24 protein-coding genes and 1 riboswitch are annotated in these 26155 nt (G+C 65.5%); of the genes, 10 read left to right on the forward strand and 14 right to left on the reverse strand.

The genetic code is table 11. From position 1 onward, the window contains the following. The first annotated feature begins 89 nt into the window (after window positions 1-89). The 4 genes from Cte04_RS06875 (at window position 90) to Cte04_RS06890 (ending at window position 5352) form a co-directional block, all read left to right on the forward strand. Complete coding sequence (locus Cte04_RS06875) at window positions 90-1604, forward strand: sulfatase-like hydrolase/transferase (protein WP_083526543.1); 1515 nt, start codon at window positions 90-92, stop codon at window positions 1602-1604. A gap of 215 nt (window positions 1605-1819) precedes the next feature. Further along, window positions 1820-4129 (forward strand): NADP-dependent malic enzyme, encoded by a 2310-nt coding sequence (locus tag Cte04_RS06880; protein WP_066474382.1) that lies wholly within the window; start codon window positions 1820-1822, stop codon window positions 4127-4129. 232 nt (window positions 4130-4361) lie between these two features. Then, entirely contained in the window at window positions 4362-4781 is a 420-nt protein-coding gene (locus tag Cte04_RS06885; RefSeq protein ID WP_066474387.1) for a guanyl-specific ribonuclease, read from the forward strand. A 145-nt stretch (window positions 4782-4926) separates the two neighbouring features. Next, window positions 4927-5352, forward strand: a complete 426-nt coding sequence (locus tag Cte04_RS06890; RefSeq protein WP_066474388.1) for a barstar family protein — start codon at window positions 4927-4929, stop codon at window positions 5350-5352. Between the two features lie 91 nt (window positions 5353-5443). On the opposite strand, the gene rsmA is transcribed toward Cte04_RS06890, so the two are convergent. The 3 genes from rsmA to Cte04_RS06905 form a co-directional block, all read right to left on the reverse strand. Next, on the reverse strand, window positions 5444-6211 hold the full coding sequence (rsmA, locus tag Cte04_RS06895; RefSeq protein WP_066474390.1) for a 16S rRNA (adenine(1518)-N(6)/adenine(1519)-N(6))-dimethyltransferase RsmA: 768 nt from the start codon (window positions 6209-6211) through the stop codon (window positions 5444-5446). A 143-nt stretch (window positions 6212-6354) separates the two neighbouring features. Beyond that, complete coding sequence (locus tag Cte04_RS06900; protein ID WP_066474392.1) at window positions 6355-7764, reverse strand: peptidylprolyl isomerase; 1410 nt, start codon at window positions 7762-7764, stop codon at window positions 6355-6357. 286 nt (window positions 7765-8050) lie between these two features. Then, window positions 8051-10408: an LPS-assembly protein LptD gene (locus Cte04_RS06905; RefSeq protein ID WP_245633327.1), complete on the reverse strand. Its 2358-nt coding sequence runs from the start codon at window positions 10406-10408 to the stop codon at window positions 8051-8053. Window positions 10409-10661: 253 nt separating this feature from the next. Here Cte04_RS06905 and Cte04_RS06910 point away from each other — a divergent pair, with 253 nt between their 5' ends. The 3 genes from Cte04_RS06910 to Cte04_RS06920 all read left to right on the forward strand — a co-directional run bounded on the left by Cte04_RS06910 (window position 10662) and on the right by Cte04_RS06920 (window position 13356). Continuing rightward, entirely contained in the window at window positions 10662-11768 is a 1107-nt protein-coding gene (locus Cte04_RS06910) for an aminoglycoside phosphotransferase family protein (RefSeq protein WP_066474395.1), read from the forward strand. 112 nt (window positions 11769-11880) lie between these two features. Further along, a complete protein-coding gene (locus Cte04_RS06915) occupies window positions 11881-12621 on the forward strand; it encodes a 16S rRNA (uracil(1498)-N(3))-methyltransferase (RefSeq protein WP_066474399.1) in 741 nt (246 codons plus the stop codon). Between the two features lie 3 nt (window positions 12622-12624). Beyond that, window positions 12625-13356 carry an SOS response-associated peptidase gene (locus tag Cte04_RS06920; RefSeq protein ID WP_066474402.1) on the forward strand — a complete coding sequence of 244 codons (732 nt, stop codon included), beginning with the start codon at window positions 12625-12627 and terminating at the stop codon, window positions 13354-13356. Window positions 13357-13378: 22 nt separating this feature from the next. Here Cte04_RS06920 and Cte04_RS06925 read toward each other — a convergent pair whose 3' ends face one another. The 6 genes from Cte04_RS06925 to Cte04_RS06950 form a co-directional block, all read right to left on the reverse strand. Further along, a complete protein-coding gene (locus Cte04_RS06925; RefSeq protein WP_370671021.1) occupies window positions 13379-14248 on the reverse strand; it encodes an alpha/beta hydrolase in 870 nt (289 codons plus the stop codon). A 74-nt stretch (window positions 14249-14322) separates the two neighbouring features. Further along, entirely contained in the window at window positions 14323-15816 is a 1494-nt protein-coding gene (locus tag Cte04_RS06930; RefSeq protein ID WP_066474415.1) for a M20 family metallopeptidase, read from the reverse strand. Between the two features lie 92 nt (window positions 15817-15908). Next, on the reverse strand, window positions 15909-17081 hold the full coding sequence (locus Cte04_RS06935; protein ID WP_066474417.1) for a GGDEF domain-containing protein: 1173 nt from the start codon (window positions 17079-17081) through the stop codon (window positions 15909-15911). A gap of 176 nt (window positions 17082-17257) precedes the next feature. After that, window positions 17258-17842 (reverse strand): methionine biosynthesis protein MetW, encoded by a 585-nt coding sequence (metW, locus tag Cte04_RS06940; protein WP_066474419.1) that lies wholly within the window; start codon window positions 17840-17842, stop codon window positions 17258-17260. Beyond that, window positions 17839-18984 (reverse strand): homoserine O-succinyltransferase MetX, encoded by a 1146-nt coding sequence (gene metX / locus Cte04_RS06945; RefSeq protein ID WP_066475363.1) that lies wholly within the window; start codon window positions 18982-18984, stop codon window positions 17839-17841. Before metX ends, metW begins: the two co-directional genes overlap by 4 nt. Window positions 18985-19191: 207 nt before the next feature. Further along, window positions 19192-19761 (reverse strand): TMEM165/GDT1 family protein, encoded by a 570-nt coding sequence (locus tag Cte04_RS06950; RefSeq protein ID WP_066475367.1) that lies wholly within the window; start codon window positions 19759-19761, stop codon window positions 19192-19194. 97 nt (window positions 19762-19858) lie between these two features. After that, window positions 19859-19982, reverse strand: a riboswitch (yybP-ykoY riboswitch). 278 nt (window positions 19983-20260) lie between these two features. On the opposite strand from Cte04_RS06950, the gene rbp (Cte04_RS06955) reads away from it, so the two are divergent. Further along, window positions 20261-20623 carry an RNA-binding regulator gene (gene rbp, locus Cte04_RS06955; protein ID WP_066474422.1) on the forward strand — a complete coding sequence of 121 codons (363 nt, stop codon included), beginning with the start codon at window positions 20261-20263 and terminating at the stop codon, window positions 20621-20623. Between the two features lie 321 nt (window positions 20624-20944). Next, entirely contained in the window at window positions 20945-21436 is a 492-nt protein-coding gene (gene rbp / locus Cte04_RS06960) for an RNA-binding regulator (protein ID WP_066474425.1), read from the forward strand. A gap of 103 nt (window positions 21437-21539) precedes the next feature. Here the strand turns inward: rbp (Cte04_RS06960) and Cte04_RS06965 are convergent, their stop codons facing one another. From Cte04_RS06965 to Cte04_RS06980, 4 genes are all read right to left on the reverse strand, one after another. Beyond that, entirely contained in the window at window positions 21540-22334 is a 795-nt protein-coding gene (locus Cte04_RS06965) for an SDR family oxidoreductase (RefSeq protein WP_066475369.1), read from the reverse strand. Between the two features lie 82 nt (window positions 22335-22416). Next, window positions 22417-23037 carry an LPS export ABC transporter periplasmic protein LptC gene (gene lptC, locus Cte04_RS06970; protein ID WP_066474429.1) on the reverse strand — a complete coding sequence of 207 codons (621 nt, stop codon included), beginning with the start codon at window positions 23035-23037 and terminating at the stop codon, window positions 22417-22419. Next, window positions 23034-23594 carry a KdsC family phosphatase gene (locus Cte04_RS06975; protein WP_066474433.1) on the reverse strand — a complete coding sequence of 187 codons (561 nt, stop codon included), beginning with the start codon at window positions 23592-23594 and terminating at the stop codon, window positions 23034-23036. The genes lptC and Cte04_RS06975 overlap by 4 nt, the downstream gene beginning before the upstream one ends. Beyond that, window positions 23594-24604: a KpsF/GutQ family sugar-phosphate isomerase gene (locus Cte04_RS06980; protein ID WP_066474436.1), complete on the reverse strand. Its 1011-nt coding sequence runs from the start codon at window positions 24602-24604 to the stop codon at window positions 23594-23596. The genes Cte04_RS06975 and Cte04_RS06980 overlap by 1 nt, the downstream gene beginning before the upstream one ends. A 165-nt stretch (window positions 24605-24769) precedes the next feature. On the opposite strand from Cte04_RS06980, the gene Cte04_RS06985 reads away from it, so the two are divergent. Continuing rightward, window positions 24770-25327 (forward strand): adenine phosphoribosyltransferase, encoded by a 558-nt coding sequence (locus tag Cte04_RS06985; protein WP_066474438.1) that lies wholly within the window; start codon window positions 24770-24772, stop codon window positions 25325-25327. A gap of 40 nt (window positions 25328-25367) precedes the next feature. On the opposite strand, the gene Cte04_RS06990 is transcribed toward Cte04_RS06985, so the two are convergent. Continuing rightward, complete coding sequence (locus Cte04_RS06990; RefSeq protein ID WP_066474439.1) at window positions 25368-26075, reverse strand: hypothetical protein; 708 nt, start codon at window positions 26073-26075, stop codon at window positions 25368-25370. Window positions 26076-26155 lie beyond the last annotated feature (80 nt).

A 26155-nucleotide genomic window follows, 5' to 3' on the forward strand; every position in this document is an offset into this window, starting at 1 on the left:
GCCGCGACCCGCAGCCTTGCGGCGGCCAACGCCAGGCTGCTCTCCGGGGCAGGTCATAAAATTGTAAAAAATTTGACACAAAACCCGGAATGCACTTTGGCCGACGCGCGCACCTTGGATATTTTCTGGTCTGGGTGCTGCTCTTTTCCCCGCCGTTTCTCATCCACCCCAGCCTGAAGGAGGCCGGCTATACGCTGCTGTCGGCCTTCGTGTTCTTCCCCCTGGCCATGAAGCGGACCTGGCTGGGTGCGGCCTGCGCCGTGCTCCTGCCCGTGGGCGCGGCCAACATGCTGCACGCCAGCTTTCTGCACAGCCTGATCGACGAGTTCACGCTGGCCACGCTGCTGCGCACGGAAGCGCAGGAGACGCAGGAGTTCTTCGAGAACCTGGATGCCGCCCAGATCCTGCAATGCCTGGCCTGGCTGGCGGCCGCGCTGGCCGCCGCCGCCTACCTCTGGCGCCATTGCCTGGGACTGCGCTGGACGATGACGCGCAAGGCGCAGGCCGCCTGGGCGCTTCCCGCCGTGCTGTGGCTGGGCCTGGGCTTGACCGGCATGGTCCAGCATTACAACGCCTATGCCTATGCCCACAAGCTGCGCCATTTCTATCCCATGCAGATGGGCGTGGCCGCGCTGCGCTTTGGCGAGCTGTCGCAGTCCGTCTTCTACACACCGAAGCTGCCTTCGCCGGCAACGGGCAAGCCCATGGCCCACACGCTGGTGGTGGTCATCGGCGAGAGCGCCAGCAGCCACCGCTGGTCCCTGCTCGGCTACACGAAGGAAGACACCAACAGCGCACTGCGCTCCGTACCCCATCTGGGCGTGCATGCGCTCCTGGCCAACGGACAGACCACGGCCAAGGCCCTGCCTTTCATCCTCACCGGCCAGTCCGCAGCCACCAGCCTGCAGACGCTGGCGCCCTCCTTCGTGGACCTGGCCCGGCATGCAGGCTTCAAGACTTTTGTCTTCTCCAATTCGCGCTTCTTCGAAAAGTCCGAAGACCTGTATACGCAGATGCTGCGCCGCTCGGCCGACGTGTACCAGAAGGTGGGCAACGGCGCCTATGACGAAGTGCTCACGGCCCCGCTCGCCCGGGCGCTGGCGGACCCCGCCGAGTACAAGCTCATCGTGCTGCACACCTATGGCAGCCATCCGGATGTGCACAAGCGCTACCCCAAGGCCCGCTACCGGGGCGAGGACCCGTACGACGCCTCGATACGCTATACATCGGATCTGCTGGCGCAGTGGATAGCCATGCTCGACGGCGCCTCGCGCCTGCCCGGCCTGCTGTTCTACGTGTCGGACCATGGGCTCAGCACGCCGCCCTGCGTGGAAGGTTTCCACCACAGCGTGACCCGCAGCACCTACGAGGTGCCCATGCTTTCCTGGGCCAACGCAGCTTTCCGCGCGCAGCATCCGGGCTGGCTCGAGCCCGGCTACCAGGGCCAGGTGCGCCACAGCACCACCTTGCTGCCCTTTCTGGTCGCACAGCTGCAAGGCTATGAGCCGTCCCGGGCCCTGCCGCAATGGCAGGACAGCCGGCTGCTGCAGGTCAACGGCCGGCCCTACGAGCAGCTGTTCCGCCAGGATGCATGCACACCCTGAGGCCATCTGCACGGCGCCCCGGCATCACTCTTGCCCCTGAGTCACAGCTGTTTGACCCGGCGCACGAGCTTGCCATGCCTCTTTTTTTGATAGCGCTCGGCCTACAATGGCCGATTCGATACCTATCATCCGCGCGCGCCTGAGGCGCTGGGGCCTGGTTGCTGCCATGCAAGACCCCGCTGCGGATGGCCTACTTTGCGAGCTGGAGACCGCTGATGTCCGACACCAAGGCAACCACTTTGACCGATAAACGCGAACTGCTACGCCAGTCGGCCCTCGAATACCACCAGTTCCCCAAGCCCGGCAAGGTCGCCATCGCGGCCACCAAGCCCATGGGCAACCAGCACGACCTGGCCCTGGCCTACTCCCCCGGCGTGGCCGCGCCCTGCGAGGAAATCGTCAAGGACCCCGCAGCGGCCTTCAAGTACACCAGCCGCGGCAACCTCGTGGCCGTGATCTCCAACGGCACGGCGGTGCTGGGCCTGGGCGACATCGGCGCGCTGGCCTCCAAGCCGGTGATGGAAGGCAAGGGCGTGCTGTTCAAGAAGTTCGCCGGCGTCGACGTGTTCGACATCGAGATCAACGAGAAGGACCCGCAGAAGCTGGTCGACGTGATTGCCGCGCTGGAGCCCACCTTCGGCGCCATCAACCTCGAGGACATCAAGGCTCCCGAGTGCTTCTTCGTGGAGCGCGAGCTGCGCAAGCGCATGAACATTCCCGTGTTCCACGACGACCAGCACGGCACGGCCATCACCGTGGCGGCCGCCATGGTCAATGCGCTGAAGGTCGCCGGCAAGAAGATCGAGGAGATCAAGCTGGTCGCCTCGGGCGCCGGCGCCGCGGCCCTGGCCTGCCTGAACCTGCTGCTGGAAATCGGCCTCAGGCGCGAGAACGTGTTCGTGACCGACATCGCCGGCGTGGTCTACGAAGGCCGCACCGAGCTGATGGACCCCGACAAGGCGCTGTTCGCCCAGAAGACCGAGCTGCGCACGCTGGGCCAGGTGATCGAGGACGCCGACGCCTTCCTGGGCCTGTCCGCCGGCAATGTGCTCAAGCAGGACATGGTCCGGAAGATGGCGGCCAAGCCCATCATCTTCGCCCTGGCCAACCCCAACCCCGAAATCACGCCCGAAGACGTGAAGGCCGTGCGCGACGATGCCATCATCGCCACGGGCCGCACGGACTACCCGAACCAGGTCAACAACGTCCTGTGCTTCCCCTACATCTTCCGCGGCGCGCTGGACTGCGGTGCCACCACCATCACCACCTCGATGGAAATCGCCTGCGTGCATGCCATCGCCGCGCTGGCCCAGGCCGAGCAGTCGGAAGAAGTGGCCGCCGCCTATGTGGGCCAGCAGCTGTCCTTCGGCCCCGAATACCTGATTCCCAAGCCCTTCGATCCGCGCCTGATGCTCATCGTGGCGCCCGCCGTGGCCCAGGCCGCCGCCGAGGCCGGCGTGGCCCAGCGCCCCATCCAGGACATGGATGCCTACCGCGAGCACCTGAAGACCTTCGTCTACGCCTCGGGCACGATGATGAAGCCCATCGTCATGGCGGCCAAGAAGGCCGCCAAGAAGCGCGTGGCCTATGCCGAGGGCGAGGAAGAGCGCATCCTGCGCGCCGTGCAGATCGTGGTGGACGAGCGCATCGCGCGCCCCACGCTGATCGGCCGCCCCGCCGTGATCGCTCAGCGCGTCGAGAAGTTCGGCCTGCGCCTGAAGGAAGGCGTGGACTACGACGTGGTCAACGTGGAGCATGACGAGCGCTACCGCGACTTCTGGCAGACCTACCACCGCATGACCGAGCGCAAGGGCATCACCGAGCCCATCGCCAAGATCGAGATGCGCCGCCGCCTGACGCTGATCGGCTCCATGCTGCTGCACAAGGGCGAGGTGGATGGCCTGATCACCGGTACCTGGGGCCATACGGCCCACCACCTGCAGTACATCGACCAGGTGATCGGCAAGCGCGCCGGCGTGGCCACCTATGCGTGCATGAACGGGCTGCTGTTGCCCGATCGCCAGGTCTTCCTCGTGGACACGCATGTGAACTACGACCCCACGGCCGAGCAGCTGGCCGAGATCACCATCATGGCCGCCGAGGAAATGATGCGCTTCGGCATCAAGCCCAAGGCCGCGCTGCTGTCGCACAGCAACTTCGGCTCCAGCAACCAGCCCAGCGCCGTCAAGATGCGCCAGACGTTGGAGCTGCTGCGCACGCAGGCGCCGTGGCTGGAAGTGGACGGCGAAATGCACGGCGACGTAGCCCTGGACGGCAAGTCCCGCGCCAAGCTGATGCCCAACAGCACGCTGCTGGGCGACGCCAACCTGCTGGTGCTGCCCAATATCGATGCCGCCAACATCAGCTACAACCTGCTCAAGCAGGCCGCCGGCGGCGGCATTGCCATCGGCCCCGTGCTGCTGGGCGCCGCCAAGCCCGTACATGTGCTGACCCCCAGCACCACGGTGCGCCGCATCGTCAACATGACGGCACTGACCGTGGCCGACGCCAACGTGAGCCGCTGACCGGCCGCCAGGCCCTGCCCCCAAAGGCCCGCCAGCGCCCGGCGCTGCGGGCCTTTTTCGCATCCTGCGCCCCGTCAGCGGCGCTTGCGGGCCACCGGCGGACGATTCCAACTGTCAAGAATCCTGTGCAAACTGCACAAAATTTAAGCATACCTTGCAATTTCAGGGCCTATCCGTCAAACTTACGGGTCGAAATTTCAGGCCTTACCTGAGATTCTGAAAGGTGTAGTGAATGCTCAAGGCCGCCGCCGCCAAGGCGTACCAGACAGGTTTGGCGCTCTTTCTGGGCGCAGCTTTCGTGTTGGCAGCGCCTGCCGTGCAGGCGCGCGGCACGCCCGAGCCGACGGCGTTCTCCTCGGGTCTGGAAACCATTGCCCTGTCCGATCTGCCGCGCGAGGGGCGCACCACCTATGCACGCATCCTGCAGGGCGGCCCGTTCAGCAGCGACAAGGACGGTACCGCCTTCGGCAACCGCGAGCGCATACTGCCGCGCCAGCCGCGCGGCTATTACCGCGAATATACGGTGCGCACGCCCGGCTCCCGCAACCGCGGCGCGCGGCGCATCGTCTGCGGCGGCCAGCAGCCGCAGCAACCCGACGCCTGCTACTACACCAGCGACCACTACAGCAGCTTCAAGCAGATCGTCGAATGAGCCGCAGCGCCGCCATTGAAGCCTTGCTCGAAAAAACGCCCCCAGCGCCGTATATGTATGCAGATGCGATTTGCGCCGGCTGCCTACACGTCCATCAGCGCTGCCCGAGCCCGATTTTTTGATGTTTTTAGAAAGAATCACGGAGATGGACACGCCACTTCGTAAGAACTCCGACACTCCTTTGCGCAATGTTCGCCCGAACATCGTGCAGTCCATCCGCGCCTATCGCATTCCCGATCTGCAAGCCGCCGCCGAGACCCTGGGTGCGCACTTCCTGTATGCCAACCTGGCCCATGCCCAGACCAAGGCCGACATTCTCGAGCTGCTGGCCACGCAGTTCCACCTTCCCGCCCATTTCGGCAAGAACTGGGATGCGCTCTACGACTGCCTGACCGATCCCATCCACAAGGCCGGCCAGCAGCCGGGCTTCGTCGTGGTGCTGGACCAGATTCCCACCACGCCCAAGTTCGACAAGGAAGTGCGCGAGCAGCTGCTGGATGCCTTCCGCGATGCGGCCGACTACTGGGCCGAGCGCAAGGTGCCCTTCCGCTGCTTCTATTCCTTTCTCTGAACTATCGCTTCAATAGCAATGCCCGCCTGACAGGCGGGCATTTTTCTATTCAACAATATTGAAATGCTTGCCCGGCAAGCGCCAGCAGCTCCTAGTTTTGCGATAGCTGCGCGGCCAGGGCCTCGTATTCGGCCACCGGCACTTCCTCGGCCCGGCGCTGCAGGTCGAATTCGCCGGCAAAGCCTTTTTCGTCCAGCCATTTGCCCAGCGTGTTGCGCAGGATCTTGCGGCGCTGGCTGAAAGCCACCTGCACCATGGCCTCGAGCAACCCCGCATCGAGCTGCACCGGCTGCGCGCGCGGCACCATGCGTACCACGGCGCTGTCCACCTTGGGCGGGGGATTGAAGCTCTCCGGCGGCACGAACAGCACGTTCTCCATCGCATAGCGCCACTGCAGCATCACCGACAGGCGGCCGTAGGCGGATGTGCCGGCATCGGCCACCATGCGGTCGATCACCTCTTTCTGCAGCATGAAATGCTGGTCCTGCACCACGTCGACCTGCTCCAGCAGGTGGAACAGGATGGGGCTGGAGATGTTGTAGGGCAGGTTGCCCACCACACGCAGCTTGGGCACGCCCAGGCGTGCCGCGAGGGCGCGGAAGTCCACCTTGAGCACGTCGGACTCCACCACGTCGAGGTCGGGCCGCAGGCGCAGGCGCAGGGCCAGGTCGCGGTCCAGCTCGATCACGGTCAGCCTGCCCAGGCGCTCGACCAGCGGCTGGGACAAGGCCATGAGGCCGGGCCCGATCTCCACCATGGGCTGGCCGGGCTGCGGCGCAATGGCCTGAACGATGTTGTCGATGATGGCACCGTCGGTCAGGAAGTTCTGGCCGAAGCGCTTGCGGGGAATATGTTTCATGGTTTCTGCTGTAGGCCGTCCCTGAATAAAGCGGGCTCCCTTGATGGGCCAGGGTTTTGCCGCCGGGCCGCTCCCAAGGCAAAACGCGGTCCCCTCGGGGGGCAGGGAGCCACACGCAGTGGGCGACCGTGGGGGCAATATCTTTATTGCGGAGGCTCGCGGTATTCGACGTAGGCACGGCCGCGCAGCTCCTTGAGCCAGGCGTTGTAGTCGGTTTCCGTCTTGCGTTCACGCACGACGTTGCGGACCATCTCGCGCTGCTCGCGCGGTGTCAGCCGGGCCTCGCGCCGCTCCTCCAGCTTGATCAGGTGCACGCCAAAGCGCGACACCACGGGCTCGCTGATCTCGCCGGGCTGCAGGGCATTGAGCACGCGCTCGAATTCGGGCACGAACTGGCCCGGCGAGGACCAGCCCAGATCGCCTCCGTCGCGCGCGCTGCCGTCCTGGGAGTACTCGCGTGCCAGCGATTCGAAGGTGGCCTGGCCGCTGAGCACGCGGCGGCGGTAGTCTTCCAGCCGCTTGGCGGCCTGGGCCTCGGACATGCCGTCACCGATGCGCAGCAGGATGTGGCGCGCATGGTTCTGCGTGATGAAGGCCGGCATGCCGGACTGGGACTTTTCCAGCACCTTGAGCACGTGAAAGCCCGCCCCCGAGCGCAGCGGCCCGAGAATGGCGCCCGTGGAGGCCGAGGCCGCCGCCTTGGCAAACAGCTCGGGATAATCGCCCAGCGGCCGCATGCCCATGGCGCCGCCGCCCTGGCCGTTGGGTACGTCGGAATATTCCCTGACCACGGCCGTGAAGTCCGCATGGGTGCGCGCGGCCTCGGCAGCCTGCTTGGCGCGCGCCTCGCGCTCGGCCACCTGGGCCGGGCCGGCATTCTCCGGCACGGCGATCAGGATGTGGCCCAGATTCATGGCCATGGACGAGGCCGTATCGCCGGGACGCTTCTGCTCCTTGAGATAACGGTCGATATCGGCATCGGTGACCTTGACGCGATTGTCCACGTCGCGCTCGCGCACGCGCTGCATGATCATCTGGTTGCGGATCTCGTCGCGCAGCTGTTTCTCGGAAACGCCTTCCTTCTGCAGGCGGACGAGAAACGCGCTCTTGTCCAGGCTGTTTTGCAGGGCCAGATTGTTCACGGCCTGGTCCACGGCAAAGTCATCGACCTTGATGCCCGAATCCCGGGCTTCCTGCAGCTGCACTTTCTCGACAATCAGGCGCTCCAGCACCTGGCTGGCGAGCAGCTCCCGGGGCGGCAGCTGTCCGCCCTGCTCGCCGATGTTCTGCAGCACGCGCGCCATGCGGGCCCGCACTTCGTTGTTGGTGATGGGTTCGGAGTCCACCACCGCCACGATGAAGTCGGCCTGGCGTATGCCGGCCGGCGCCGTTTCCCGGCCCGTGGGACGCGCGGTGGCATCCAGCGCCCGCGATACGGAAGCGTCCCCTTTTTTGGCCTGGCCGGGCGCCTTCAGGCTTTGTGCATGGGCACCCGCGGCCAGCAGGGCCAGGGCAACCGCTGCCGCACACGATGTCTTGGAGAAAAAACGCATGGAAAACCTTGCTTAGAGCGTTTAGAACGTATTTACGATCTCTACGATGCCGCGTTGGGACGCAATCGGGTTGAGTTCGAAGCGATGGCTCGCAGCTTGCACCGGGGCGCAAGCAAGAGACAGCGCAAAGAAATCGCCCGATTTCGTCCCAACCCCTTGGGGCCAGTGCCTTTGCGGGCGGTCTGCGGCGTTGCACATCCTCGCCGGGCCACCAGCCCGGCTGCGGTGTTGCGCCTTGCATTCCATCCCGCACTGGCGCGGCGTCGAGGAGATCGTAAACACGTTCTTAGTCGTAATTGGTGAAGCGGCTGGGCGGAGTGACGGCTTCACGCAGATATTGGTAGCGGGGCACATTCTGCTTGAGGCTGCGCTCCGGATCGGCGCCGAAGCTCAGGCGCGAGAAGCCCACGAACTCCAGCTGGAACAGCAGCCGCAGGTTGGACTGGGTGATGGAGCTTTGCAGGCGCTCCAGCACCACGCGGCCGATCCAGCAGCAGCCGTCGTATTCGAAGCCGACCACCGTGTCCACCAGCTGCTTGTCCTTGATGCTGTAGTTCAGGCGCCCCACCGCATACCAGCGCCCGCCGCCCTGCCCGCGGCCGGGCCCCAGGTCCTTGCCCTTGTCGCCCCACAGATCGTTGATAGGCCATTGCCAGCCCACATCGACCAGCTTGCTGGCATCGGTCTGGGCCGTGGTGTCGTACTGCGTACGGTAGCCGATGTTGAAGGTGCGGTAGTTGCTGGGGCTGTAGCGCGCCGTGGCCGTGGTGCGCACGGTGCGCTTCAAATCCTGGTTGTATTGGGTTGTGCCCTCGAACGACCATTTGTCGGTCCAGTTCACGGCCGCGCCCAGCAGGATGTCGGAGAAACGGCTGGTGGCCGGCACTTCGCCGGGCAGCAGCACGCGCTGGTCCGAAAAGCGCACGCGCTGGGCAATGGCCAGCTTGAATTTTTCTGCTCCAGTATCAGGATCAAAGAAGCGCGAAGTCGCACCCAGTGTCAGCAGGTGATTGTCCGCAATGCGGTCCTGGCCAACATAATCATTTTCGGAAAAGATGCTGGCAAAGTTGAAATCACTGCGTCCCGTGTCGTACAGCGGCAGCATGCTCTGGTCGCGATACGGCGTATAGGTATAGAAAGCGCGCGGCTCGAAGGTCTGCGTGAGCTTCTTGCCGAACAGCGAGGTATCACGCTCGAAGATCAGGCCGCTGTCGAGGCTGAAGGTCGGCAGGGTCCGCTGGGCGCTCTTGCTGCCGTTGCTCATGAACTGGTCGGTCTGGTACATGGCCGAATGCAGCATCAGCTTGGGCGTGATGAAGGCGCCCGGCGACAGAAAAGGCCGGCTCAGTTGCGCCTGGACATAGCTGCGCTGGCCGTTGTTGCCGATCTGGCCGGCCAGCGGGCGGATCAGTTCGAAGCGTGTGGTGTCGGCCACCATTGTGAAATCCAGGCCATGGGGCAACTCCAATGGCGTATAGCGGTACTGCAGCTGGGGCACCATGCTGTAGGGCGGCGCAATCGGCGATGCCGGATCCTGCAGCGTCTGGTAGCGCACCACATTCAGGCTCAGCACGCCATCTCCCTTGGCCCAGCTCAAGTTGGCTGTGCTAGGCAGCAGGCGCTGGCGCAGCGCTATCGGCGCCCAGCGAAAATCGCGCCAGTAGTTGTCGTCGCTGACACGGTTCAAGTTCAGATTCAGCCCCAGGCCGCCGATGGGCGAGTCGATGGTTCCGCGATGCTGCCATGAGTAGCCCCAGCGATCCCTGTCGCGCAGGCTGTCGCCGGGCATGTAGTTGGCATAGGCCTCGCCCGAATAGCTGGGCTCCAGATAGCGGAACTGAGCCCCCAGGTTCACGCCGCGCCGGGTCATGACCGAGGGAAAAAGGGTCAGGTCACGGTTGGGTGCAATATTCCAGTAATAGGGCTGTGTATATTCAAAGCCCCCTTGGCTGTCCATGCCCTGAGTGGGAGGCAGAAAGCCGCTCTTGCGCTTGTCCGACAGCGGAAAGCTCATCCTGGGTACAGGCAGTATGGTCACACCCTTGAACTTGAGCTTGGCGTTCTCGGCCACGCCCACTTCCTCGGCCATGTCCACGTGGATGGTTTCGGCCTGGAGCTGCCATGCCGGCTGCCAGCTGGCCTCGTCGTCGCGCTGGCAGGTGGTGTAGGTAGCGTGATGGACCACGGCATGGTCGCGGTCCAGGAAATCCACGCGCGAGGATTCGCCATGGGCGCTGTTGACCAGGAAACGGTAGCTCGCGTCCTCGAAGCTGCCCTTGAAGGCATCGACTTCCAGATCCAGCTTGCTGCCGTCGAAGACATTGCCGGCCTTGTTGATATGCACCGAACCCACGGCATTGACCTTGTCGTCGGGCACCGCGTAATCGAGCTTGTCGGCGCGGATCATGGTGTCGCCGCGGCGCAGCTCGGCCTCGCCATGCACGGAGGCCTTGATATCGGGCTGGCCGCTGAGCGAATCGCCCTTGATATAGATGGGCTGCTGGCTGCGGACTTCGGGCGTATAGGTCTCCTGCAGCAGCGTGCTGGGTTTGAGCTGCAGGTCCTGTGCCTGGTCACCGGGCGCCGGGGCAGTCACCTCGGGCACGGTCCCCGCAGCTTCGGCCAATTGCGCATGGGCCTGCATGCCTGCGCCAGCCCAGGCCAGCGCCACTGCCAGGGCCAGCGGCCGGGCAACAGGCTGGACGGCGGAACGCGCCGGTCCCGCCCGGCGCAAGCGGAGGACGGAGGCTGGCGGAATATCTCGCGTAAAGGGTTGAGCAGGCACGTGATTCAGAGGCGCAGATGCGCGGCACAAGACAGAAACAATGGGAAAACGCTAAAGCCTAGCACCATCCCTTCCGGGGACGACCGCATCGGTTTGTAAAATCCGATTATCCATGACCGCTCCAATCCCCCCCACCGCCGACGTCGTCTGGTCCGATGCCGGCCGCCACGCTGCTTTCGACGCCTGGCTCGCCCCGCTGGCTACCAAGCTGCAGCTGCGCCCCGAAACCCTGCGCCCAGCCTCGGCCGACGCGAGCTTTCGCCGCTATCTGCGCCTGGACGGCGCGGGCGGCAGCAGCTTCATCATCATGGACGCCCCCCCCGACAAGGAGAACTGCGCCCCCTTCGTTCAGGTGCAGACGCTGATGGCCCGGGCCGGGCTGTGCGTGCCAGCCATCCTGGACTGGGATGCAGCACATGGCTTCATGCTGCTGTCCGACCTGGGCAGCGCCACGGTCATCGAAGCACTGAATCCCGAAAAGCCCCGGGACGCTGAAGCCTGGTACCGCTCCGCAGTGGAAGTGCTGCTGGACTGGCAGCTGGCTTCGCGCGAAGGCAACATCGGTGGGCTGCCGGCCTATGACGAGGCGTTGCTGCGCCGCGAGCTGCAGTTGTTTCCCGACTGGTACATTGCCAAGCACCGCAACCTGGTGCTGGACGACAAGCAGCAGGCCGTGCTGGCCAAGGCCTTCGACCTGATCGTGGCCCACAACCTGCAGTCGCCCAGCGTCTACGTGCACCGCGACTTCATGATGCGCAACCTGATGCAGCCGGTATCCGTGGGCGCACCATTGGGCGTGCTGGACTTCCAGGATGCCGTCTACGGCCCCATCACCTACGACATCGCCAGCCTGCTGCGCGATGCCTTCATCAGCTGGGAAGAGGACTTCGTCATCGACATCACCGTGCGCTACTGGGAAAAGGCCCGCAAGGCGGGCCTGCTGGGCGCCAACAGCGCCAGCGGCTGGGGCGACGACTTCGGCGAGTTCTATCGCGGCGTGGAATGGATGGGCCTGCAGCGCCACCTCAAGGTGGCCGGCATCTTCGCGCGCCTGACGCTGCGCGACGGCAAGCCCAGGTATCTGGCCGACACGCCGCGCTTCATCCACTACATCCGCTCCACCTGCAGCCGCTACCGCGAGCTGGCACCCATGCTGCGCCTGGTGGACCAGATCGAAGGCATCACGCCCCAGGTCGGGTACGCCTACGGAAGAATGTAGCCCCTGAGCCGCTTTGCGGCTTCCCCGGAGGGGGACGACGCCTTCGCTGCGAGGCGGCTCTTGCTCGGCGTCCCTGGCTTGGACCAGCGCCAGTTTCACCAGACATTTCACTATGCCGCGCTACCACTGTCCCATTCCGCTGCACATCGGTGCCGAGCTGGACCTGCCCGCAGGCGCTGCCCGCCATGTGCAGGTGCTGCGCCACCAGCCGGGCGACACCATCACCCTGTTCGAAGGCCAGGCGGGCAACGGCTTTGCCGGCGGCGAATTCCAAGCCACCATCACGCGCATGGGCCGCAGCGATGTGGGCGTGCGCATAGCCAGCCACAGCGCCGTGGAGCGCGAAGCGGCCCGTGCCGTGCATCTGGTCGTGGGCATGCCCGCCAACGAGCGCATGGACTGGCTGGTGGAAAAGGCCACCGAGTTGGGCGTGGCCAGCATCCAGCCCGTGATGGCGGCGCGCAGCGTGCTCAAGCTCAAGGGCGAGCGCGCGGACAAGAAGATCGAGCGCTGGCAGTCGATTGCCATCTCCGCCTGCGAGCAATGCGGGCGCAACAGGGTGCCCGTCATCCATGCGCCGCAGTCGCTGGCCGACTGGCTGCGCGGCAAGGACACGCCTGCCGCCGAAGCACGCCGTCTGGTGCTCTCGCTGCGCGAGGGCAATCTGCCGCTGCGCGCAGCCGCCGGCGATGCCCCGGCAGTCTGGGTGCTCCACGGCCCCGAAGGTGGCCTCACGGCCCAGGAAGAAGACTGGGCCCTGGAGCAGGGCTGGCAGCCCGCCAGCCTCGGCAGCCGCGTGCTGCGGGCCGAGACGGCCTCGGTCGCGGCGCTTTCCCTGCTGGCCCTGGAGTAACCCATGAGCAGTTGTCACCTCTCCCTGGCCAAGGCCGAGTTCTATCCGCAAAACTTTCGCGTGCAAGCGCCGGAGCCTCTGCCCGAGCCGCTGATCACCCCGCGCAAGCGGGGTTGCATCATCGTCAATGCGGCCGCCGAATCCTCTGCGCCGTTGCTGGACCGCGAACCGGCTCCTGGCGAAGTAGGCGCAGCCCCTGCGGCGGAACGCCTGCTGGTGCCCGCCCAGTTCGGCCTGGTGCCGCACTGGGTCAAATCGGCATCGGACGGCCGCCTGCGCGCGCTCAAGCTGGTCAATGCCAAGATCGACAACCTGACCACGGGCACGGCGTTCCGCGATGCCTGGCTCAATGGCCAGCGCTGCATCATCCCCATGCAATCGTTTCAGGTGGACGATCTGCGCCCCGGCAAGCCCCTGCCCACGCGCATCACCCGCGTGGACAACCAGCCCATGGGTGCGGCCGGCATCTGGGCGCGCTGGGCCGGTGCGGATGGCGACATCATCGTCAGCTACGCCCTCATCACCATCAACGCCAATGCGCATGCGCTGATGAACCGCTATGGGCAGCCCGGCAACGACAAGGCCATGCCGGCCATCCTCAATGAAGGTGCTTACGATGCCTGGCTCAACGCCAAAGTTGCCAAGGCCAAGGAGTTTCTACGCCCCTATCCGGCCGAGAAACTGCGCGCCAATCCTGTGGAAAAAGGCCGCAAGCCGCCGCCACCATTGTTCTGATGCATTTTGACGGGCTGGCCGCTCAAGCCGCCGGCACCCGAACATCGAGCCATTGGCCCAGCCGCTCGAACACCGGCGCGGCCAGCGCTTCGGTTTCGTTGAAGATCTCGTGGTAGGCCGCATCAAAGCACTGTGCCTGCAGCACCGCGGGCGGCGCATGCTCGGCCAGCATGCGGCTGCCCGAAGGATCGACCAGCTTGTCCTGCCCTGCCCAGAGCAGCAGCGTGGGCACGCACCAGGACCGCGCCTTGCCCAGCACGCGCAGCCCTGCCTGGGCCATGTACCGGGCCAGGCGGGCGCTGATGCGATCATGCCGCAGCGCATCCGCGTCATAGGCCCGGGCCACGGCCGGATCGTGCGACAGATAGCGCGATTGCACGCCGCTGGGTACCTGCAGATTGGGCAGCAGCCGCGGCAGCGTGGCCAGCAGCAAGTGCTGGCCGGCGCGCAGCGGCAGTGCCAGCGCCGGCGAGGACAGTACCAGCGCATCGACATGGCGCAGGCCGCTGGCCACGAAATCGGCGGCCACCAGCCCCCCCATGCTGTGGCCCAGCAGCACCAGGCGCTGGCCGCGCGGCATGCTGCTGCGCAACGCATCGACCATGAAGGCCAGATCGTCGAGCAGGCGCAGCTCGCTGCTCAGGCCGCCGCGCGGGCCTCCGGAAAGGCCATGCCCGTATTGGTCATAGCCGCGCACTGCAAAGCCCCAGGCGTTGAGCTGCCGGGCCAGCATGTCGTAGCGGCCGCAATGCTCGCCCAGGCCGTGCACCAGGAGCACGGCGGCACGCGCCTGCCGGTCTTGCGCCAACGGCCAGTCGCGCACACCCAGCGCCGTGCCGTCGGGCGCCGTCAGCTGGCTGATGAACGCTTCGTTGGCTGTCGTTGGTTCCAGAGTCACGTTCCGCTCCTCCTTGAGCTCAAGCTCTCGACCACGCCTGCGGCGGTACCGCGGAAAAACCTGGCTGCTCAGCCGGCCACGGCTTCAGACTGCGCGCGCGCCATGGCGGCGATCACCTCGGCCACGCTGGCCGTGAGCTTCTTGGCATAGGGCACGTGCAGGAATTCATTGGGGCCGTGGGCATTGCTCTTGGGGCCCAGCACGCCGCAGACCATCATCTGCGCCTTGGGAAAGCCCTTGCTGAGCATGTTCATCAGCGGAATCGTGCCGCCCTGGCCGATATAACCGCAGGACGCGCCGAAGTGGGCGCGGCTCGCGGCATTGAGCGCCTTCTCGAACCAGCCGTCCATGCCGGGCGCATTCCAGCCGCTGGCCGCGCCCTCGCCTTCCCAGGTCACGCGGGCCTGGTAGGGGGCATTGTCTTCGAGCAGTGCCTTCATCTCCTGCACGCAGGCTGCGGCATCCACCAGGGGCGGCAGGCGCAGGCTGAGCTTGAAGGCCGTGTAGGGGCGCAGCACATTGCCGGCGTTCTGCAGCGAAGGCAGGCCTTCGGCGCCCGTCACCGACAGCGTGGGCTCCCAGGTGCGGCGGATCAGCGCCTGCACGGGGTCGGTGGTGGTGGGCAGCGCGACGCGGGCCGACCCGCCGCAGTCGTAGTGCGCCCAGGGAAAGCGTGCATAGGCGTCCTCGCCCAGGATGGCGGCCGTGGCGCGGATCTGCTCCAGGCGCTCGGGCGGCACTTCGCAATGGAAGCTTTCGGGCAGCACGCGGCCGCTCTTGCTGTCCTCCAGCCGGTCCAGCACCTGGCGCAGGATGCGGAAGGACGAAGGCACGACCCCCGAGGCATCGCCCGAGTGCACGCCTTCGCTCAGGATCTGCACCTTGAGCGTGCCGCTGGCCATGCCGCGCAGGCTGGTGGTCAGCCACAGCTGGTCGTAGTTGCCGGCGCCGCTGTCCAGGCAGATCACCAGGCCCACCTCCCCCAGGCGCGGGCGCAGCATCTCCACATAGGGCAGCAGATCGCCCGAGCCGCTCTCCTCGCAGGTCTCGATGATGCCCACGATGCGCGGATGCGGCACGTTCTGGCGCTTGAGTTCCTGGATGGCGGCAATGCTGGCATAGACCGCATAGCCGTCGTCGGCGCCGCCGCGGCCATAGAGCTTGCCGTCCTCGTACTTGGGCGTCCAGGGACCCAGGTCGCTGCGCCAGCCTTCGAATTCGGGCTGTTTGTCCAGATGGCCGTACATCAGCACCGTAGGGCTGGTGGCGGCCCTGTCGGCCGTGCCGTCCACCTCGAAAAACAGCACCGGCGTGCGGCCCGGCTGGCGCACGATCTCGAAACGCAGGCCCGGCACCTTCTGGGCCGCCACCCAGTCCGCGGCATTGCGCAGCACGGTGTCGATGAATCCCAGCGCCTCCCAGTCGGGCGCGAACATGGGCGACTTGGCGGGAATGCGGATGTAGTCGGTGAGCTGGTGCAGGATGTCTTCATCCCACGCACGGCCCACACATTCGAGAGCAAGTGCGGAATCAAGCGCTGTGGCAGGCAGACGGGCGGTCATGGCAAGGCCTCGTGAGGTGGAAATCGATTAAGAGATGCAGCCAAGGATACGCCAGCGCCCAAAGCTCTGGCACAGCCATGGTCGGAAGCGGTTCAGGTACGGGAGCGGCGCGGCAGGTCCGCGCATACGACGCGGTTGCGCCCGGCGGCCTTGGCCCGGTACAGCGCCTGGTCGGCCGCCTGGATCAGCCGGTCCCAGTCCTGGATGCTCTCCATCTGCGTACCGCATACGCCTATGCTCACCGTGACAGCGATGGAGCGTCCCTCATGCAGGCAAGGCGACTGCTCCATGACTTCGCGCAGCGTTTCGGCCAGTGCCGCCGCCCCGTCCAGCGTGGTGTTGGGCAGCAGCAGCATGAACTCCTCGCCGCCATAACGCCCTATCAGATCCTGGGCGCGCAGCCGTGCGCGCAGCACGGTCGCCACATGGCACAGCACCCGGTCGCCTGCGCGGTGGCCATGGGTGTCATTGACCGCCTTGAAATGGTCGATATCCAGCATCAGCAGCGCATAGGGCTCGCCGGAGCGCAGGGCGCGTGCCAGGTCGCGGTCCAGCGCCTGGATGAGCGCGCGGCGGTTGGCGGCACCGGTCAGCTCGTCATGCACGGCGAAATAGCGGTTTTCCGCGTCGGCGCGGTCCTTGGCCATGAGGATGAAGCCCAGCGACGCCAGGATGACGACGACAAAGGCCGCCATGAACACAAAGGATTGCATGGGGCTGCTGCGCATCAGCCCGTCCAGCGGAATGGCATGCATGGCGGCCAACAGGCCCCGCAGCGCGAGCAGCACGAACTGCAGGCTCAGCCCCACGGTGAACAACCAAGCTCCGCGCAACTGTGCCAATGGCTGCGGTCGCCAAAGCACCCATAGCACCATGCTGATCTGTACAGGTGCCAGAATGCCCGCCACCACGATGCGCGCACGGTAGTCGTCGAGAAACACCATGTACAGCGCCGTCATTGCCACCACCGGTGCCAGCATGCGCCCCCAGGGCAAAGCCCGGCCCCTGAACCGGCACACAGCGCCCAGCGCCATGGCAAAGGTGCCGGCCAGCAGCAGGTTGGACAGCACGATGCTGGCCCAGTCGGGCACCCGCCCGCGCATCGCATACAGCACATAGGTCGCAGCGTGCATCACCAGGCCCAATGCCCACAATCCCGTGCCCTCGCTGCGCTGGGGCCGTGCCGCGGCCAGCGATGCGGCCATGGCAAGCGATGCGGCTGCAATCATCAGCAGCATGGTTGGCACGTCTAGAACAAGCGGCATGGAGCGAAAGCGGGTGGAGAAGCGCCCTGTGCCGGCGCCCGATGCAGCGCAGTATGCCAGAGCGGCATTTCAGCACGCGTGCACCATTGGCGGGCCCCCTGCCCTGCCAGCGCCCAGACAATTTCCCCCTAGAATCCTTGGAGGATATGCGCCATCAGCTATTTTTTCGATAGCAATCAGGCATGTTCGAAATGGAACACCGCCGTCGTCGCCAGCAGATTGGGCAGCGTGCGCACCACCTTGCCGTCCTGCAGGCCGAAGGAGTCGAGGATACGCAGGCGGTTCTTGGTCGCCAGCACTTCGAAGTCCTTGTAGGTGCCCACGCGGATGTTGGGCGTGTCATACCACTGGTAGGGCAGGCGGCGCGTGACCGGCATGCGCCCGCGCAGCACCGACAGGCGGTTGTTCCAGTGCGCGAAGTTGGGGAAGGCGACTATGCCGGCGCGGCCTATGCGCGCCGTCTCCTGCAGCATCACCTCGGCATTGCGCAGATGCTGCAGCGTGTCGATCTGCAGCACCACGTCGAAGCTGTTGTCGCCGAAGATGGCCAGCCCGTCCTCCAGGTTCAGCTGCAGCACGTTCACGCCGCGGCGCGTACAGGCCAGCACATTGGCGTCGTCCAGTTCCACGCCATAGCCCGTGCAGCCGCGTTCGCGGATCAGGTGGGACAGCAGGGCTCCGTCGCCGCAGCCCAGGTCCAGCACGCGCGAGCCTTCGGGCACCAGCTTGGCGATTGCTTGCATGGTGGTCAGTTCGCTCATGCGGCCTCCTTGGCGGTGTTCAGTTCCTTGGCAATGCCTTCGAAATAGGAGCGCATCACGTTCATGTAGCGGGGGTCGTCCAGCAAGAAGGCGTCGTGTCCGTGCGGCGCGTCGATCTCCGCGTAGCTCACGTCGCGGTTGTTCTCCAGCAGCGACTTGACGATTTCGCGGCTGCGCGCCGGCGCAAAGCGCCAGTCCGTGGTGAAGCTCACCAGCAGGTATTTGGCCCTGGAGACGGCCAGTGCCTGCGTCAGGTCGCCGCCATGGGCTCGCGCCGGATCGAAGTAGTCGAGCGCGCGCGTGATCAGCAGATAGGTGTTGGCATCGAAATAGCTGCTGAACTTCTCTCCCTGGTAGCGCAGATAGCTCTCGATCTGGAACTCCACCTCCTGCGTGCTGTACTTGAGGCTTATGCCTTCCCGCAGCTGGCGGCCGAACTTCTGGTTCATCACGTCGTCCGACAGATACGTGATGTGGCCGATCATGCGCGCAATGCGCAGGCCTCGCGCCGGCACCACGCCATGCTCGTAGAAATGGCCACCGTGGAAGTCCGGGTCGGTGACGATGGCGCGGCGCGCCACCTCGTTGAAGGCGATGTTTTCGGCATTGAGGTTGGGCGCGCTGGCCACCACCACCGCATGGCGCATGCGGTCCGGGTGGCGCAGCGACCACGACAGCGCCTGCATGCCGCCCAGGCTGCCGCCCAGCACGGCCGCCAGCTGGGTGATGCCCAGCCGGTCCAGCAGCCGTGCCTGGGCATCCACCCAGTCCTCCACCGTCACCACGGGGAAATCGGCGCCATACGGCTTACCCGTAGCCGGGTTGGTGTGCATGGGTCCGGTCGAGCCGAAACACGAGCCCAGGTTGTTGATGCCGATGACGAAAAACTTGTTGGTGTCCACGGGCTTGCCCGGGCCGATCATGTTGTCCCACCAGCCCTCGCTCCGGGGCTGGCCTTCGTAGCTGCCGGCCACATGGTGCGAGGCGTTGAGCGCATGGCAGACCAGGATGGCATTGCTGCGGTCGGCATTGAGCTGGCCGTAGGTCTCGTAGGCCAGGTCGTAATGGGCGATGGAGCCACCGCCCTGCAGGGGCAGCGCCTCATCGAAATGCATGGACTGGGGTGTGGCGATGAAGGACATGAAAAAACCCGGCATCGCTAAAAACGAGGCCGGGTTCGCTGGTTTCGTCTTTAGCAGGATTTATAAAGCGCCCGCAAGCAGAAGCAAATCGGCGCATTGAGGAATACAGTGTACTTCATCCACCGCGCCCGGCTTGCAGCCGCTGCGGCGAATCAGTCATGCCCGGAAAGCAAAGGCCCGGGCCCTGTGCGGCCGGGCCATTGCCTTTCAGACCTTGGTCAGCAGCGCCGCGATGCCCAGCACCAGGAAGACAAGCGCGCAAACGCGGTGGATGGTCTTGATCGGCAGCTTCTGCGTGATCTTCTCGCCAAACCATACCACCGGCGCATTGGCCAGCATCATGCCCAGCGTGGTGCCTGCCACCACCCAGTAATATGACAGCGGGAACTTCGCCGCCAGGCCCACGGTGGCCAGCTGGGTCTTGTCGCCCATCTCGGCCAGGAAAAACAGCACCAGCGTGGTGCCGAACACGCCCCAGCGGCCGCTGCTCCTGCCGGCTTCTTCCTCGTCGAGTTTGTCGGGAATCAGCATCCAGCCCGCCATCAGAATGAAGGAAATGCCCAGTATCCAGCGCAGCACGTCGGGCCCGAGCACCGTGGTGATCCAGTTGCCCACGGCACCGGCCAGCGCATGGTTGACCAGCGTGGCTGCAAAAATGCCGGCCACGATGGGCCAGGGCTTGCGGAACTTGGCCGCAAGAACAAGCGACAGCAGCTGGGTCTTGTCCCCCATCTCGGCCAGCGCGACGATGGAGGTGGAAATGAGAAAGGCTTCCATGATGTGGGGCAGACGGCCGGAGATGCCAGAACGCATTGACCACGCACCGACTCCGGCCTATCTGCATAGGTTGTCTCGGTACGCGATCAATGGTCTCGGCCAGTCGCGCCGCGGCTTTGCACCACGGGCCGCATGCGCCATAGGCCACTGAAGACCCAAGTCTGTTGACGCATGCATCCGGCAGATGGCTGCCGGACGGCCTACTCCCCAAAGACAGTAGACCGCGATTCTAGCATCCGGTTTTTGCAAGCGAAAACGAAATTTCCTTATTCCATATTCGGCATTTGAGGGTATCCCCGCATGGAATCGGTGTTGGCATAAACACAAATTTCCATGTTTTCGCAATATTCCTACAAAACTTCTGTCCCATAATGTTCGAGTCTTTGTTTGGAGGCCATGTTTCCGGGCAAAGGCGAGTGCGTTTGCGTCTCTAACGTTGTCATCGCTTGTTGACTCCCTAGGGCTCCATCGCGTTTCCAAGTTTTTTCAGGAGTCCTTCATGGGCAACAAGCTTTACGTCGGCAATCTGCCGTACTCTTTCCGCGACAACGATCTGCAGCAGCAGTTCAGCGAATTCGGCACTGTGAGCAGCGCCAAGGTGATGATGGAGCGCGACACCGGCCGCTCCAAGGGTTTCGGCTTTGTGGAAATGGGCAGCGATGCCGAAGCCCAGGCCGCCATCCAGGGCCTGCACGGCCAGAACCGCGGCGGCCGTGACCTCGTGGTCAACGAAGCCCGTCCCATGGAACCCCGTCCTCCCCGCTCCGGCGGCTTCGGCGGTGGCTTCGGCGGCGGCCGCGAAGGCGGTTTCGGTGGTGGCCGCGGCGACGGCGGTGGCTATGGCCGCCGCAACAGCTACTAAGCATCCCATGCTCACAAAAAAAGGAACCTGCGGGTTCCTTTTTTGTTTCTGGAACTTCTCTGGACAACAAAAAGCGCCTCTGGACTGCTACCGCAGGCGGCGAACCGGGGCGGCCCCTGTTTTTTGTTGCCAAACGTTATCAATCTTGGTTTTGGAGCATTTATTTTTTGGTTTTTTGTGCTTCATAATCTTCATTCGGGCATTCCCGCCCGAGTGCGAATAGGGGTTTAGGGTTCTTGCATGGTCTTCCGCTGGGGATTTTCGCTGACATCCTGAAGTCGATCGCCAAACTGAAAGTATTGAGGAGCTGAGGAGTTATTAATGGGCAATAAGCTTTATGTAGGCAACCTTCCCTATGGTGTCCGCGACAACGACCTGGAGCAAGTCTTCACCCCATTCGGCGCAGTGACCAGCGCACGCGTCATGATGGAGCGCGACACCGGCCGCTCCAAGGGCTTTGGCTTCGTGGAAATGGGCAGCGAAGCAGAAGCGCAGGCAGCCATTCAGGGCATGAACGGCCAACCCCTGGGCGGCCGCAGCCTGGTCGTGAATGAAGCGCGCCCCATGGAGCCCCGTTCGCCCCGTTCGGGCGGTTTCGGTGGCGGCTACCGCAATGAAGGCAGCGGTGGCTATGGGGGCGGCGGCTACGGTGGTGGCCGCGAAGGCGGTGGGGGCGGCGGCGGCGGTTACGGCGGCCGCGGCGACAACCGTGGCGACGGTGGCTATGGCCGTGGCGATGGCGGCTTCCGCAGCCCCTATGGCTCCGGCCCGCGCCGTGGCGGCGGCGGTTACGGCAACAACCGCGGCGAATGAATCGCGATATTCGACCTTGCAGTCACCGCACTGCAAGGTCCTTCGGATAAAGGCACCGCGGGTGCCTTTATTCATTTCGCTTGCGTCCCGGGCGAATACGGACTCAGGCGCCGCGGGTATTGCGGTGGCGCGGCTTGCGTCCCCGCCCTACTAGCAGCCAGTCCCATATATGACTAGGCAATATATTCATCACCCGTCCCACTATGGCCATCTGCCACGGAATAATGGCGTAGCGCTTGTTCTTTTCCATGGCCTTCCATGCTTTATCGGCAAACTGCTCCGGGCTTAATAGAAACGGCATGGAATAGGGATTTTGGCGAGTCAGCGGCGTATCGACATACCCTGGCAACAAAGTAATGACCCGCACACCCGAATCGCGCAATTCGCCACGCAGGCTTTCACAGTAGGCAATGGCTGCGGCCTTGCTCGCGCAATAGGCCGCATGGCCGGGCAAACCGCGGATGCCGGCCACGCTGGCAATGCCGACGAGGCGGCCGCTGCCGCGTGCCGCCATGGGTGCGATGAAGGCCTGGAAGCTCGCGGCCATTCCCATGACATTGGTATCCAGCACCTGCCGCATGGCATCCAGGTCTTCGCGCTGCGAGGTGTCCACGCCCCAGCTGATACCGGCATTGGCAATCACGAGATCGGGCAGGCCCTGGCGCTCCAGGCAGGCGCGAGCAGCAGCACAGGCACTGTCTATGCGCGCCACGTCGGCTTCGTAAATGGCGTAGCGCGCGACATCGAGCTGCATCTGCTCGGCCCACTGCGCAATGGCCTGGGTGCGCCTGGCCACCAGCGCCAGCGACCAGCCGGCCTGGTAGTAGCGCAGCGCAAGCGCCTGCCCGATGCCGCTGGAGGCGCCGGTGATGTAGGCCAGAGGTCCCGAGCCTGTCATGTGCATACGCTGCCTGTGCCGGCCGCCGCAGCGGCCTGGATGGAATGGAAGAAGGATTCGCCCGCGAGCGCCGGACCGGGCTCTACTTGGGCTGCGCCGGCTGGATGACGCCCTTGACGCGGCCGTTCAGCTGCATGACCTGGTCCAGATTGTCGTATTTCATGCCATCGCCGGTGAAGCGATCGCCGCCGCGCGTCAGCACCACCGGCTTGTTGGTGCTGATGCGCTCCTCGTTGGGCCATATCTGCAGAAAGTCGCTTTCCACCTTCATGGCCGGCGATGCCTTCTTGCCGGCCGTGGCCGCCACCGCCTCGCGCGTGATCACGGCGTTGCCGAACAGCTGCACTTCGGAGCCATCGGCATTGCTCAGCGCCCGCTTGGCCGTGCCCACGGTCGTACGGCCGTCGGGGGAAACGCTGAACATCTGCGCATCATCGACTTCCAGCGTGTCGGTATCGGGGTAGTGGCGGCCCACGGTGCCCACCAGCCGGCTCTTGAGCCGGCCCGTGGCATCGAAGCTCTTGATGGAGAAATCCTTCATGAAATAGTCGGGCTCATGCACCTGCGCCTTCTGCTGGCCCGAGCCCACGGGCGCCGGCGCATTGCGCACCAGCCACCAGGTTCCCAGCGCCAGCAGTGCCATCAGCAGCACGGGCAGATAGAGCGTTGCCTTGTCGCCGGTCCGGCGCCACTGGATGTTCATGATGTGTATTCCGCCAGAAGGCCCGCATAGGCGCCGTGCGCGGCCAGCAGCAGATCGCACAGCTGGCGCACGGCGCCTTCGCCGCCGGCGCGCGGCGTGACCCAGTCGGCCATGGCCAGGGCCTCGTCATGCGCGTTGGCCGGTGCACAGGCAAAGGCGCTGCGCCGCAGCACCGGCAGGTCGGGCCAGTCGTCGCCCATGGCTGCGGCCTGGCTCCAGGCCAGCCCCAGCTCGGCGAGGATGGATTCGGCGGCCGGAACCTTGTCCTCGGTGCCGAAGCGCGCATGCACCACGCCGAGATTGCGCAGGCGCAGGCGCAGGGCCGGCGAATCGCGCCCCGTGACCACGGCCGGCGTGATGCCGGCTTTTTGCAGCATCTTGAGGCCATGGCCGTCGAGGGTGTGAAAGCGCTTGAGCACCTCGCCCTCGCCCGAAAAATACAGGCCGCCGTCCGTGAGCACGCCGTCCACGTCGAAGAACACGACGCGCACGTCCTGGGCCTTGAGCAGCAGCCCGGCATCCCACCGCTGGCTGGGAATATGGCGGGGCCGCTCCATCAGATCACCTTGGCGCGCATCAGATCGCGGATATGCACCACGCCCTGCAGATGCTGCTGCGCATCCACGACCAGCACGCTGGTGATGCCGTATTCCTCCATCAGGCGCGCCGCCGCCACTGCCAGCATGTCGGCGGCAATGGTGCGCGGGCGCGGATGCATGACATCGGCCGCGCTGCGCGCGCGCAGGTCCACGCCCGCCTCCACGCAGCGGCGCAGGTCGCCGTCGGTGAAGATGCCCTGCAGCGTGCCTGCAGCATCCACGATGGCGGAACAGCCCAGGCCCTTGGCGCTCATCTCGCGCATCAGGTCCACGCAGCTGGCTTCGGGCTGCACCCGGGGCAGGTCCTTGCCCGAGCGCATCACGTCGCGCACATGGGTCAGCAGCCTGCGGCCCAGCGCACCGCCGGGGTGGGAGCGTGCAAAATCCTCGGCGCCAAAGCCGCGGGCGTCGAGCAGGGCCACGGCCAGTGCATCGCCCATGGCCAGCTGCGCCGTCGTGCTGGCCGTAGGCGCCAGGTTGAGCGGGCAGGCTTCGCGCTCCACGCGGGTGTCGAGCACCCAGTCCGCATGCTTGGCCAGCGTCGACTGCAGGCCGCCGGTCATGGCCACCAGCGGTATGCCCTGGCGCTTGATGGCCGGCAGAACGCCCGTGAGTTCGTCGGTCTCGCCGCTGTTGGACAGCGCCAGCACCAGATCGCCTGCGGTCACCATGCCCAGGTCGCCATGGCTGGCCTCCGCGGGGTGCACGAAGAAGGCCGGCGTCCCGGTCGAGGCCAGCGTGGCCGCCACCTTGCGGCCCACATGGCCGCTTTTGCCCATGCCCATGACCACCACGCGGCCCGACAGTTGCAGAATGCGCTGCACGACTGCGGAGAATGCGCCATCGAGCCGCTGCGACATCGCCCTCAGGGCATCGGCCTCGATGTCCAGGGTTTCACACGCCAGGCGCAGGGCGCGCGACCCGTCCAGCACGTCCGGCGGACACGAAATAGCGGCATCAGAATTCATTCCCGGATTTTAGCCAGCCGCCCGGCCCGACCCTGCTGCGGACACCGCATTGACCCCAGCCCGGGGCCTGCTCGCATAACCCTCGCGGCCCATGTGCGCTACGCCAGGCCCTGGCCGCGAACCACTACACTGGCCTTCCTCCCCACCGACCGAACCCGACGCACCATGCATACCTCCATCAGCGTGAACGAATACCTGCGCGACCATATCCGCACCGTGCCCGACTGGCCCGCGCCCGGCGTGCAGTTCCGCGACATCACCCCGCTGCTGCAGGATCCCAAGGTCTTTCGCGTGATGAGCGATGCCTTTGTCCACCGTTACATGGAGCCGCGCCTGCGCCCCGACGTGGTGGCCGGCCTGGACGCGCGCGGCTTCATCCTGGGCGCCGTGGTGGCGCACGAGCTCAACGTGGGCTTCGTCCCCATCCGCAAGAAGGGCAAGCTGCCGTTCACCACGGTCGAGGAGACCTACGAGCTCGAATACGGCAGCGCCACCGTGGAGCTGCACACCGATGCCGTCAAGCCCGGCGACCGCGTGCTGCTGATCGACGACCTGATCGCCACCGGCGGCACCATGATGGCCGGCAAGAAACTATTGGAAAAACTGGGCGCCACCGTGGTGGAGGGCGCGGCCATCGTGGATCTGCCGGAACTCGGCGGCTCCCGGCTGCTGCGCGAAAGCGGCCTGCCCCTGTTCACGCTGGTGGACTTCGCCGGCCACTAGCAGCCCGTGCGCGGACCTGCGCTGGCCGCAGGCGGCCGTTTCAGCGCAGCTCGCCGTACTGGGTCACGCCCAGCAGGCCCAGATCCGAGCTGGCAAAGTCGGTGTTCTCGTCGGCACCCGGCCCGAGCAGGGGCCGCGTCCGTGCGGCCTGGGCGGCAGCAGGGGACGGGGCCGGCGTTTCGCGGCGATCCTGGGCCGCCGCTGCAATGGCCTGCCGGAAGGCATCCATTTCCTGGGCGTCGATGGGCTCGAACGGCCGCGCGCCCGCGGGATGTGCCTGAGAAGAAATCCTTTGCGGTTCGCGCTGCTGCAGCGGCGCCATGCGAGAGCTGGCCGGCTCGGCCTGGCCCGCGGGACGCAGCTGGTCGCCCACGCGCCAGTAGACGGCGGAAACGGCCACCTGCAGCCGTGCCCTGGCGAGCTCGGCGATCAGGCCTTCGATGTCCTTGAGGCGGGTGCTCTCGACCGCATAGGCCGGCGCCAGATCCACCATGATGACGAAGCGCTGGCCCGCCGCATCCAGCGCCAGCACCTTGAACTTGTAGCCCGCCGACAGAATGCCCACGCGCACCATGGCATCGCGCACCACGCCGTAGAGCTGCTCGCGGCGCATGGAGCGCTCGCTGCGCCGCTGCGGTGGCGCCTCGGCCTGGAGTTCCGCTTCGCTGCGCGGCTTGCGGGCGGCCGCATGGGTCTCCGGCCCGCGTTCCCGACGGGGCTTGCGAGAAAACCATTGGAGCAAGGACATAAACGCGCTCTTCCTACGAAGAATTTTTACAAGCGCACACATTCTGCCCTGAATTCGGCGCCTGGCCGGCGAGTGCGGGG

Origin of the sequence: Comamonas terrae (assembly GCF_001544075.1) — a bacterium.
GTDB classification, from domain to species: domain Bacteria; phylum Pseudomonadota; class Gammaproteobacteria; order Burkholderiales; family Burkholderiaceae_C; genus Comamonas; species Comamonas terrae.